The organism is Chryseobacterium gotjawalense (assembly GCF_030012525.1).
In the GTDB taxonomy this organism is placed as follows: Bacteria; Bacteroidota; Bacteroidia; order Flavobacteriales; family Weeksellaceae; genus Kaistella; species Kaistella gotjawalense.
In genome coordinates this window covers 1140565-1152725 of record NZ_CP124855.1, presented here as the reverse complement: position 1 = coordinate 1152725, position 12161 = coordinate 1140565, and the positions used below count along the sequence as shown (strand labels likewise).

At 36.7% G+C, this 12161-nt stretch carries 11 protein-coding genes; 6 read left to right on the top strand and 5 right to left on the bottom strand.

All coding sequences use genetic code 11. The features are described 5' to 3' along the window. Positions 1-250 precede the first annotated feature (250 nt). The 3 genes from QGN23_RS05255 to QGN23_RS05245 all read left to right on the top strand — a co-directional run bounded on the left by QGN23_RS05255 (position 251) and on the right by QGN23_RS05245 (position 3443). Positions 251-1201, top strand: coding sequence for a GSCFA domain-containing protein (locus tag QGN23_RS05255; RefSeq protein WP_282906367.1), 951 nt, complete (start codon positions 251-253; stop codon positions 1199-1201). A 346-nt stretch (positions 1202-1547) separates the two neighbouring features. Then, positions 1548-2312: a TatD family hydrolase gene (locus QGN23_RS05250; RefSeq protein ID WP_282905955.1), complete on the top strand. Its 765-nt coding sequence runs from the start codon at positions 1548-1550 to the stop codon at positions 2310-2312. 9 nt (positions 2313-2321) lie between these two features. After that, positions 2322-3443, top strand: coding sequence for a 1-acyl-sn-glycerol-3-phosphate acyltransferase (locus tag QGN23_RS05245; RefSeq protein ID WP_282905954.1), 1122 nt, complete (start codon positions 2322-2324; stop codon positions 3441-3443). An 810-nt stretch (positions 3444-4253) separates the two neighbouring features. On the opposite strand, the gene QGN23_RS05240 is transcribed toward QGN23_RS05245, so the two are convergent. From QGN23_RS05240 to hpt, 5 genes are all read right to left on the bottom strand, one after another. Further along, positions 4254-5507: a DEAD/DEAH box helicase gene (locus QGN23_RS05240; RefSeq protein ID WP_282905953.1), complete on the bottom strand. Its 1254-nt coding sequence runs from the start codon at positions 5505-5507 to the stop codon at positions 4254-4256. Between the two features lie 381 nt (positions 5508-5888). After that, positions 5889-6365, bottom strand: coding sequence for a DUF6438 domain-containing protein (locus tag QGN23_RS05235; protein ID WP_282905952.1), 477 nt, complete (start codon positions 6363-6365; stop codon positions 5889-5891). A gap of 93 nt (positions 6366-6458) precedes the next feature. Further along, positions 6459-7442 (bottom strand): GTPase ObgE, encoded by a 984-nt coding sequence (gene obgE / locus QGN23_RS05230; RefSeq protein ID WP_282905951.1) that lies wholly within the window; start codon positions 7440-7442, stop codon positions 6459-6461. A gap of 85 nt (positions 7443-7527) precedes the next feature. After that, on the bottom strand, positions 7528-8106 hold the full coding sequence (locus tag QGN23_RS05225) for an adenylate kinase (RefSeq protein WP_282905950.1): 579 nt from the start codon (positions 8104-8106) through the stop codon (positions 7528-7530). Positions 8107-8127: 21 nt separating this feature from the next. Then, positions 8128-8685: a hypoxanthine phosphoribosyltransferase gene (gene hpt / locus QGN23_RS05220; protein WP_282905949.1), complete on the bottom strand. Its 558-nt coding sequence runs from the start codon at positions 8683-8685 to the stop codon at positions 8128-8130. Between the two features lie 154 nt (positions 8686-8839). Here hpt and QGN23_RS05215 point away from each other — a divergent pair, with 154 nt between their 5' ends. The 3 genes from QGN23_RS05215 to QGN23_RS05205 all read left to right on the top strand — a co-directional run bounded on the left by QGN23_RS05215 (position 8840) and on the right by QGN23_RS05205 (position 12119). Next, positions 8840-10126, top strand: coding sequence for an adenylosuccinate synthase (locus QGN23_RS05215; RefSeq protein ID WP_282905948.1), 1287 nt, complete (start codon positions 8840-8842; stop codon positions 10124-10126). 230 nt (positions 10127-10356) lie between these two features. Further along, the gene (locus QGN23_RS05210) at positions 10357-11175 is read left to right on the top strand and encodes an energy transducer TonB (RefSeq protein WP_282905947.1); all 819 of its coding nucleotides are present in this window, start codon (positions 10357-10359) and stop codon (positions 11173-11175) included. Between the two features lie 170 nt (positions 11176-11345). Beyond that, the gene (locus QGN23_RS05205; protein WP_282905946.1) at positions 11346-12119 is read left to right on the top strand and encodes a ParA family protein; all 774 of its coding nucleotides are present in this window, start codon (positions 11346-11348) and stop codon (positions 12117-12119) included. The last annotated feature ends 42 nt before the right edge of the window (positions 12120-12161 follow it).

Below are 12161 nucleotides of genomic sequence, written 5' to 3'. Positions count from 1 at the left end.
AAATTAAGAGGTCGTTCGGAAAATAGCTTAAACGGTTTTTAAATAAAGCGGAACGCTTATTTTGAAACATTAATCTTTTAGATAAAAAGGTAAACCTTTATACCGTATGCATTTTACAGACTTTTGAATTACTGTTAAAATAAAACTTTTGCGCCTTTTGCGGTAAAAAAAATCTTTGAAGATCACATCACCCCATCATCAAATCACCACATTAACACATCATCACATCATCACATCACCACATCATCCCATGAAATTTAGAACAGAGGTAGAAATTCCAAATTCCGAGATTAAAATTGAAGTTGAAGATCAGATCTTTTCAATCGGTTCCTGCTTTGCCACTGAAATGAGTGATTTGCTTCAGAGCGGGCAATTACAAACTTTTAATAATCCTTTCGGAACGGTTTTCAACCCGTTTTCCATTAATCATGCGGTCAAAAAATTACATGATGCCCGATGGTACGAAGAGTCTGATCTGATCAGTTTTAATGATGAAGTGATTTCACTGGACCATCACAGCTCCTTTAATTCCCGGTTTCTTCACCAGACTTTAGAAAAAATAAATTCGCAGATCGAGACCGGAAACCGGTTTTTACAAAATACGAACTGGATTTTAATTACGTACGGAACTTCCTTTATTTATGAATTTTTGCCGAAGAAAAAACCCGTGGCGAACTGTCATAAAATTCCGGGAAAGTATTTTGAAAAAAGACTGTTGACGAATCTTGAACTGACGGATGCGATGTATGAAACCATCGTTAATCTGAAAGATATTGCGAAACCGAACGTTCAGATTTTATTTACCGTTTCGCCCGTGCGTCATACCAAAGACGGAATGGTGGAAAACAATCTGAGCAAATCGAAATTGATTACCGCCATTCACGAGATTCTGCCCCAATTTGAAAACTGCCATTACCTGCCGGTTTATGAGATTTTAATGGACGATTTGCGCGATTACCGTTTTTACAAAGAAGATTTAATTCATCCCAATAATCAGGCAATTAGATATATCTGGGAGAAATTCGGGAATGCTTATTTTTCTGATGAGACCATGGATTTCATTGAGGAGAATTTAAAAATCGCCAAATCGTTAGACCATAAAACTACCGATGAAAAAAATCCGAAATACACAGAGTTTTTAGAAAAGCTGAAAGCCAGGATTTCGGTGCAGCAGGCGAAAGTGAAACATAAAATATTTTGAGGACCTGTGATAAGTAAAAAACCAAAGAGTCCGTGGTAGAAAAAATAAAAAACCACAAAGTCACAAAGTTTAGAGGAATTATAGGATGAAGAAAAGTTCATAAAGTTGAGAATCAAATATTTTAAAAACTTAGGTGTTCTTCTTTTGTGTGACTTTGTGGTTCATAAACTTTGACTGAAGTAGTAAAAAATCAGTTTAAATGAAATTTAAAAAGGCTCTAATTAAATCCGAAACATTTTAAAACTTAATGATCTTAATTCCTTCCTCTTTCTTAATGGTTCAGAATTTTCATTTAAAATAATTAATATTTTTGTTTTTAACCCGAAACACGTAACTCAGAATCCCAATGATTGATACCCACACCCATTTATATTCCGAAGAATTCGATAACGACCGGAAAGAAATGATTGACAGAGCTCTTGCAAAAGGAGTTTCCAAATTCTATCTTCCCGCCATCAATTCTGAAACCCACGAAAAAATGCTCGCTTTGGAAAGTGAATATCCAAATCAGATCATTTCAATGATGGGATTGCATCCCTGTTATGTAAAACCAGAATCTTGGGAACAGGAACTGAAATTGGTTGAAGATTATTTAAATAAAAGACCTTTTGCTGCGGTCGGAGAAATCGGAATCGATCTATATTGGGATAAAACCACTTTGGATATTCAGATAAAAGCTTTTGAACAGCAAATTGATTGGGCAATTGAAAAAGATTTGCCGATTGTGATTCATACACGGGAAAGTTTTGATGAAACATTTGAAGTTTTAGAGCGCAAAAAACATCCGAAATTACGCGGGATATTCCATTGTTTTTCCGGTAATCTGGATCAGGCAAAAAGAGCCATAGATTTGAATTTCATTTTAGGAATCGGTGGAGTAGTCACCTTTAAAAATGGAAAGATCGATCAGTTTTTAGATCAGATTCCTTTAGATAAAATAGTCCTGGAAACCGATTCGCCTTATCTGGCGCCGGTTCCGCATCGTGGCAAAAGGAATGAAAGTTCTTATCTGGATCTGGTAGTTGGAAAACTTGTGAATATCTATAATAAAGATTTTTCTGAAATCGAGCAGATTACAACGGACAATGCAGGTCGCATTTTTAATAGGTAAAGAAAGATAATGAAAGAAAAATTCGACAGTATAAGATTTTATCATCCCGAAGAAGTGAATCCTGCGATACGCTTTATAATGCGTCATCCAATGATGAAACTTCTTCTGCACTATAGTCTTCCTAATATTTCAGATGAAGAAATACAGCAAATTGTTAGCGATATCCATTCTATTGGAGATTTTCAGAAAGCCATTATTTATCCAAGTATCAAGAATGTTTTGAAAGCAAGTTCTGACGGATTTACTATTTCCGGCGCAGAAAATTTGAATAAAAAGGAATCGTATCTTTTTATTTCCAATCACCGGGATATTCTTTTAGACACGTGTTTGTTAAATTTCGCTTTGTTAGAGAAAGGTTTAAACCTTACAGCATCGGTTATTGGAGATAATCTGGTGCAAAGAGATTTGTACCTTATTTTGGCAAAACTCAACCGGAATTTTTTTGTAAAACGTAATGCCCCGCTACGGGAACTTTTAGAAAACAGCAAACTTTTATCGGAATATATTTTCCAGTTATTAACCAGTGAACATCGTTCGGTTTGGATTGCGCAGCGGGAAGGTCGTGCTAAAGACGGTAATGATTTCACCCAGGTTGGCGTTTTGAAAATGATTTCTATGTTTGATGAGCAAAGTAAACCTTGTCAATATTTTAAAAAATTAAAAGTAGTTCCGGTTTCTATTTCTTATGAGTTAGACCCGACAGACAAACTGAAAGTTGAAAGAATGTGCGCAAATCATCTGAATCAGGATAAGCACAAAAACGAAGATTTTCTCAATATTATGACGGGAGTTTCTGGCCAAAAGAAAAGAATTCACCTGCATTTTGGCAAGATGGAAGAGGAGATTTATACGGATATTGAAAACTCGGTTTCCAATTCTAATAAGCAAATACAGAAGTTGGCAGAAGTTTTAACCAAAAAAATTGTAGAGGGTTACCAACTTTGGCCAAGTAATTACATTGCTGCAGATTTACTAAAAAACAGCACCCTATATTCGAAATATTATACTGAAAATGAAAAGCAATTCTTTATCAAAAGAATGAATTTAAGCATTGTTAAAAATAATAATTGTATGAATCAAGCGCTTTTAGAAATGTATGCAAATCCCGTTTTTAACAAACAAAATCTATAAAGAATGCCACGAATTCACAAATAATTAATTCGCGAGTTCGTGGCAAATGTTTTCAACTTTGGCCAAGTAATTATATTGCTGCAGATTTATTAAAAAACAGCACCCTATATTCCAAATATTATACTGAAAAGGAAAAGCAGTTCTTTATCAAAAGAATGAATTTAAGCATTATTAAAAATAATAATTGTATGAATCAATTGCTTTTAGAAATGTATGCAAATCCCGTTTTTAACAAACGAAATCTATAAAGAATGCCACGAATTCACAAATAATTAATTCGCGAGTTCGTGGCAAATGTTTTCAACTTTGGCCAAGTAATTATATTGCTGCAGATTTATTAAAAAACAGCACCCTATATTCGAAATATTATACTAAAAAGGAAAAGCAATTCTTTATCAAAAGAATGAATTTAAGCATTGTTAAAAATAATAATCGTATGAATCAAGCGCTTTTAGAAATGTATGCAAATCCCGTTTTTAACAAACGAAATCTATAAAGAATGCCACGAATTCACAAATAACTAATTCGCGAGTTCGTGGCATATGTTTTCAACTTTGGCCAAGTAATTATATTGCTGCAGATTTACTAAAAAACAGCACCCTATATTCCAAATATTATACTGAAAAGGAAAAGCAGTTCTTTATCAAAAGAATGAATTTAAGCATTATTAAAAATAATAATTGTATGAATCAATTGCTTTTAGAAATGTATGCAAATCCCGTTTTTAACAAACGAAATTTATAAAGAATGCCACGAATTCACAAATAATTAATTCGCGAGTTCGTGGCATATGTTTTTTTTAGCGACAACCTATTTTCCTCTCGAAAAATTACTTTTGTTGTTCGGTTTCTTAGTGTGACCGCTCGCAGAATTTCCTTGTGGTGGTCTTGGTCTGAAAGGCTTATTGTTCGAGTCTCTTTTCTCAGCAACCAAATTCTCCGTATGGAAAGGATGCTCCTTCTCAACCGGAATTTTCTTACCGATCAGTTTCTCCGTATTCTTTAAATTGACAAGATCCAAACCATCCACAAAAGAGATTGAACTTCCTTCTGCACCTGCTCTTCCGGTTCTTCCGATACGGTGAACATAGGTTTCAGAAACATCGGATAATTCGAAATTAACCACATATTTCAGTTCATCAATATCGATTCCTCTGGCTGCAATATCTGTTGCCACTAGGATTCTTGTTTTCCCTGACTTGAAGTTGGAAAGCGCATTCTGTCTTGCATTCTGGGACTTGTTTCCGTGAATTGCTTCAGCAGAAATTTTGTGACTTTGCAACTTTCGTGCGATTTTATCAGCGCCGTGTTTTGTTCTTGAAAATACCAAAACAGATTCGCGGATATCATTTTGTAAAATGTGCGTTAACAAATCGAGTTTGTTGTCTTTATCTACGAAATATACTTTCTGCTGAATGGTATCTGCGGTTGCAGAAACGGGTGCTACTTCTACTTTTACAGGATTGGTAAGCATGGAACTCGCCAGTTTGTTGATTTCTTCAGGGAACGTGGCCGAGAAGAAAAGGGTTTGTCTTTTTGGTGGAAGCAATTTGATGATTCTCTTCACGTCGTGTACAAATCCCATATCGAGCATTCTGTCTGCCTCGTCTAAAACGAAAACTTCCAGATGTTTCAATGAAATAATTCCCTGTGAAATAAAATCCAGTAATCTTCCCGGAGTGGCTACTAAAATATCAACGCCTCTTTTCAGGGCTGCCTCCTGTGCGGCCTGCTTTACACCACCGAAAACCACGAGATTTCTCAGTCTCAGATGTCTTCCGTATGATTTAAAACTCTCATCAATCTGAATGGCTAATTCCCGGGTTGGAGTCAGGACCAAAACTTTGACGTGATTGCTTTTGACGTTTTTGGTGGCTAAATTCTGAAGGATCGGAATGGCAAATGCCGCTGTTTTTCCGGTTCCGGTCTGTGCGGTTCCCAGTAAATCTCTGCCTTGTAAAATGTGGGGAATCGATTTTTGCTGAATAGGTGTTGGTTGGGTGTAACCCTCTTCCTTAAGCGCTTTTGCGATAGGATCAATTAAGTTTAAGTCGGTAAAATTCAAATGAAATATTTTTTAATTAAAATGAAACTCGTGTCATTCTATAGTATATGTAACGAAGAAAAATGAAGTAAAAAAACTTTTTGGGTTTTCAGTTCCGCAGGAAAGCGGATTCATCTAGAATGACTACGTCCATAAAAAATCCTTCCGCGAAGAAGGAATTTAGTGGTGCAAAGATAGTTTTTTTATTTTTAGCATTTTTAATTACTAAATTTTATTTAACCACAAAGTCACAAAGTTTATTTAACCACAAAGTCACAAAGTTTTTTTTAAATGGAACTTATTGCGGTAATTAAGCCCATAAAGGAGGCGCTTGCTTATTCTTATCACCTATTTTTATCCAATTTCAAATGATAAAATTTAAAGAGATTCCCTGTTGATTAATCAGTCGATTTTTGTCCAGAATTGATTGGTCTTTAATTCTTCGAAAAATTGATACAGCTTTTCCAGTTCTGGTGTTCCATGTTTTCCGTAATCCTGGATTTTTTTCAGGCTTCCGTCCTGATAATTAACGGTTAAATAAGAGGTTGGTAAATCGCTTACGTTTTTATTTCCGTATTGATCTTTTAAATTTTTAAGCTGTAAAGCATTTAATAAGGCGATTAATTCACTGTATTTTTGCTGATCGATCTTCCCTTTAAAAGTCCCTTCATTTTCCTGAGACTCCGTATCCCGGGAAAAATTAAAACGTTCTGCTTCAAAAACTGCGGTTCGGTCTTTATTAATGGTCATCTTAAAAATCGGACAGAAACCAAAACAGGCACCAGCCTCATATTGAATGGTTGCATATTCAGCCGAAGCTTTATTGGTCGAACAGTTAAGCATTATTGTTAAGGCTAATAAAGGAAACAGGTATTTCATATGTTTATTTTTAAAGAGGTTTCAACTATTGTTCCAAAAAAAAAACAGGTCTGGAAAAATCCAAACCTGCTGTTTATGTAAAATGATATTCAATTATCCGTGTAACTGTTTCCAGATTGCATCTTTTAACTCCATTAAACCTTCCTGGGTAACGGCTGAAAAGAAGATAGGCTGTTTGTTTTCCGGGAATTCTTTCGCGATTTCCGCTTTCAGTTCATCATCTAATAAATCTGCTTTAGAGATTGAAATAATAAAGTCTTTATCTAAAAGTTCCGGATTGTATTCCTGTAACTCGTTTTCTAAAATTTTAAACTCCTGAAAATGACTTTCGGAATCGGCAGGAATCAAGAACAGAAGAATGGAGTTTCTTTCAATATGTCTCAAGAACCGGTGTCCCAGCCCTTTTCCTTCTGCTGCGCCTTCGATGATTCCGGGGATGTCGGCCATCACGAATGATTTGTAATTCCGGTAATCTACAATTCCTAAATTGGGCGTTAAGGTCGTAAAAGCGTAGTTCGCAATTTTTGGTTTCGCCGCGGAAACTGCTGCCAGTAAAGTTGATTTTCCGGCATTGGGAAAACCTACCAAACCTACATCGGCGAGTAGTTTCAATTCAAAAGTGATATAGCCTTCTTCACCGGGAAGTCCGGGTTGCGCATATCTTGGCGTTTGGTTGGTGGAAGATTTAAAATGCTCATTGCCTTTACCTCCTTTACCACCACGTTTAATGATGATTTCCTGACCGTGTTCTAAAATTTCAGCAACGATTTCTCCCTCTTCATTTTTGGCAATGGTTCCCAGAGGAACATCGATGTAGACATCTTCGCCATAAGCACCGGTCAACTGGTTTTTGCTCCCGTTTTTACCGCGTTCCGCCTTGATGTGTCGTGTGTAACGCAAAGGAAGTAAAGTCCATTCATGTGAATCTCCTCTTAAAATTACGTGACCACCACGGCCACCGTCACCACCATCGGGACCGCCTTTTGGGACATATTTTTCACGGTTAAGGTGTGCAGATCCTGCACCACCATGACCACTTGTACAATGGATTTTTACGTAATCTACGAAATTTGACATAATTGGTTTCTTAGTCATTACAAGAGAAAACGACAAAGCAATCCAATTCAACAGATTGCTTTACTGCACTCGCAATAACGGTTTTTTATTTTATTTTTTCTACTTCCGCAAAGAGATTTTCAGAGATTTCATCAATGGCTCCAACTCCGTTTACTTCTACATATTTCCCCTGTTGTTTGTACAACTCGGCAACTTCTGCAGTTTTTGCGTAATATTCTTTAATTCTGTTGCTGATAATTTCCTGATTGGAATCATCTGTTCTTCCACTGGTTTCCCCTCTTTTCAAAAGCCGCTCCACCAAAACTTTATCCTCTACAATTAAAGAAAGGCAGATGTTAATCTCGCTGTTTAAAATTTCTTTAACAATTTTTTCCAAAGCTTCTGTTTGGGTGGCTGTTCTTGGGAATCCGTCGAAAATAAATCCCTGTGCGTCACATGGTTTTTTCAATTCATCGGTCAGCATATCGATGGTCACTTGGTCCGGAACCAATTCGCCTCTGTCGATATATGATTTTGCCAATTCACCTAATTCGGTGTTGTTTTTCATATTGTAGCGGAATAAGTCACCGGTAGAAATTTGTTTTAAATTGAATTTCTCAATCAAATTCTGCGCCTGCGTACCTTTTCCACTTCCTGGAGGACCGAATAGAACGATATTTATCATATTACTTATCAGATTTATTTTTTAGTGATTTATTCTTCCTTCAGACAACTGGTATAAATCCGGAAGATTTCTTCCTAATTCATCATAATCCAGTCCGTAACCTAAGACAAACTTATTCGGGATCTCTTTGGCCACGTAATCGATTTTAAATTGTTTTTTGTAAACATCCGGCTTTAATAATAAAGAGGCTACTCTTAAAGATTTCGGGTGCTGGGTGTTTTTAAAGTATTCAAACAGGCTTTCAATGGTGTTTCCTGTATCGATGATATCCTCCATCAGGATGATGTGGCGGCCTTCTACTTCCTTGGTGAGGTCCATTTTCTTATAGACAATTCCTGTGGACTGTAATCCACCGGAATAAGAACTCATCTGAATAAAAGCGATTTCGCATTCTCCCGGATAATGTTTCAGGAAGTCAGAAAAAAACATAATTACTCCATTGAGAACTCCTATAAAAACAGGGACTTCATCTTTGTAATCTTCATATACTTTTAGGGCAAGTTCTTTAATGAGGGATTGAATTTCGTCGTTTTTCAAGTAGGGGACGAATTCTTTATCGTGAATTTTAACTATATTCATATGTTTTTTCTAAAGTGCAAATTTAAGGAAATAATTTGAAAGAGAATGCTGTAAATCCAGACCATCTATAAAGGCGGTTAATATTTCAGGTCTAAATTTTGTTCAAGATTATTATAAGAACTATTTTTGTAGAAATCTAAATAAAAAGTAAAATATGGCAACTTACGTTGTAGTTGGTCTTCAGTATGGCGACGAAGGCAAAGGAAAAATCACAGACGTTTTATCAGCAAAATCGGACTATGTGGTACGTTTTCAGGGAGGAGACAATGCCGGACACACCGTATACGCGGGCGAAGAAAAATTTGTTCTGCACCTGCTTCCATCGGGAGTTTTGCAGTGCAAAGGAAAATGTATCATTGCCAACGGAGTGGTGGTTAACCCGAAAGCATTTTTGAGTGAAATCGCACAGATCGAAGAAAAAGGCATGCGTACCGATCACGTTTTTATCAGCAGAAGAGCGCATGTAATCATGCCGTATCATATTTTGCTCGATACGTACCGTGAAGAGGAAACAGGCGGAACCTACATCGGTACCACCAAAAAAGGAATCGGGCCTTGTTATGAGGATAAAATTGCAAGAGTGGGCATCCGGATGGTCGATCTTTTGAATCCTGAAGTTCTGGCGGAGAAGATCAGAAAAAATTTAAAAATTAAAAACTCACTTTTTGAGAAATATTTTGAAAAACCAACGTTAGAATTTGAAGAAATCTATAACGAATTTCTGGAATTGGGAGAAAAACTGAAACACCGGATCGTGGATACCGAAGTTGAATTAAACCAGGCGATCCACGACGGAAAAAATATTCTGTTCGAAGGTGCACAGGCAGCGATGTTGGATATTGATTTCGGAACGTACCCGTACGTCACTTCTTCATCGCCAACAACGGGAGGCGTCTGTTCAGGCGCAGGAGTACCGCCAACCAGCCTTCAGAATTTAATCGGAGTGGCAAAAGCGTATACTACGAGAGTTGGTGAAGGACCTTTCCCAACGGAGCTTGATGATGAATTGGGCGAAAAAATCAGACAGATCGGTTTCGAATTTGGGGCGACCACAGGAAGACCAAGAAGAACGGGCTGGCTCGATCTGGTTTCGCTGAAACATGCGACCATGATTAATGGAATCAATAATTTGGTCATCACCAAACTGGATGTTCTTTCCGGGATTTCACCAATAAAAATTGCAACGAAGTACAAAACCGAAGACGGAAAAATCATCGATTATTTTACTTCTTCCACCACGAAGCTCTATAATTACGAACCGATGTACGAAGAACTGGAAGGTTGGGATGAGGATATTACCAAAGTCCGCAGTTATGATGAGCTTCCGGAAAATGCCAAAAAGTATATTAAATTCATTGAAAACCATTTGGGAATCAATGTTTACCTTGTTTCAGTCGGTCCTGAAAGAAGTCAGAATATTATCCGGAAAGAATTATTTTAAGTGTATTAGATAAATTTCTGAAAAATATAAAGTAAAAACCACTCTGCAAAGGGTGGTTTTGTTGTTGGTAGGTTAAAATTATTTATCTGTTATGTTTTGAATGGTTTCTTTTATTTATTGTTAAAAAATTGGCTTGTATTTTGATAAAAACTAATCATTGAATACGATAGTGTATTAAATTAATAATCGTAATTTGATTTTTGCCTTTAACCCATTAAAATAATATTGTGATGAGAAATTTACTCCAAAACAAAGAATTTCAATTGAATGAAATTCTTTTCGAACACCGAAACAAGAACTATGGCGCTTATGTTTTAAGAAATGAAGCAGATCATATTTTAACAAAATCGATGTTGATCGGAATAGGCGTTTTTGCGGTGATGGCAATTTCCCCTTTAGTGGTTAACGCTTTTAAAACAACAGGGAAAATAATCACTGATGAAATTCCGCCACCCTATATTATGAAACAGGTGGAAAGAGCAGAAAAACCTCCGGTAGCTGCTCCCGTAACTCCTCCGGTTCAGAAACCTGTGAATACATTAGATTCGACTGTTCCGACTCCGGCAAAAAATCCGCCGGTGGAGAAAGTAATGCCTAAGCAATCGGATTATATCAATGCTGTTCCGGGAACTCAGGATATTATTGGTGATCCGCCTGTTACTACTTATACGCCGCCTGCGGTTCAGGATGTTCCGGTGAAAGGTTCGGAAATGAGCGTTCCAAAACCGGTCGATAATTCACCCAAAACAACAGTCGATGTGGAAGCCAATTTTATGGGTGGAATCAACGCCTTCAGAAATAAAGTGGTGAATCAGTTTGACGGTTCTGCAATCGACGGAACTGGTGAAGTTTTAAAAACAACCATTGTTTTCATTGTTGAAAAAGATGGTTCTATCAGCGAAGTGAAAGCTTCCGGAGCTAATGCGGATTTCAACCGTGAAGCAATAAAAACCATTAAATCCGTCAAAGGAAAATGGGTGCCTGCAAAGTTAAATGGCGAGAATGTGAGAAGTTACTTCAAATTCCCAATTTCTATGCAGTTCGAATAAACAGGCAGTTAACCAAAAAAGATCAGACTTATCCACAAAATACCTCGTTTTGTGGATAATTTTATTTAGGGCTAAACTATTAATTTATAGTACTTTAACTTTATTCAGGGGTTTGGGAATCATTTAAAAATCAGAAAAAAGTGTATTTTTGGGAATTAAATTTTTATATAATGGCTAAAATCATAGGGATCGCTAATCAAAAAGGCGGCGTAGGTAAAACCACTACTGCGGTAAATCTCGCTGCAGCACTGGGAGTTTTGGAAAAGAAAATTCTGATTATCGATGCAGATCCCCAAGCAAATGCAACTTCAGGATTAGGGATTGAAGATGCTACTTTTTCTACCTATCACCTGTTGGAACACAGTGTAGAAGTTGAAAAATGTATTCAGAAAACAGCTTCTCCCAATTTGGATATTATTCCGTCGCATATTGATTTGGTGGCTGCTGAGATTGAATTGGTCGATCGTGAAAACCGGGAGTATATGCTCAAAAAAGCATTGCAGTCTATCAAAGCGAATTATGATTATATCATTATCGACTGCGCACCAAGTTTGGGATTGATTACAGTAAATGCCCTCACAGCAGCGGATTCGGTGATTATCCCCATTCAGTGTGAATACTTTGCGCTGGAAGGTTTGGGTAAATTGCTGAACACGATTAAAAATGTTCAAAAAATTCATAACAAAGATTTGGATATTGAAGGTTTGCTGCTGACCATGTTCGATTCCCGTTTAAGATTATCAAATCAGGTCGTAGAAGAAGTTCACCTTCATTTCCCGGAAATGGTTTTTGAAACAATTATCAGCAGAAATGTCCGTTTAAGTGAAGCACCAAGTTTCGGCGAAAGCATTTTGAATTATGACGCAGAAAGCAAAGGAGCGATCCAGTATCTTCAGTTGGCTGAGGAAGTTTTACTGAAAAACGAAAATTTAATTAGTAACTAAGAAATGATTTTTAAGGGTTGATTTTATTTAAACTTTAAAAAT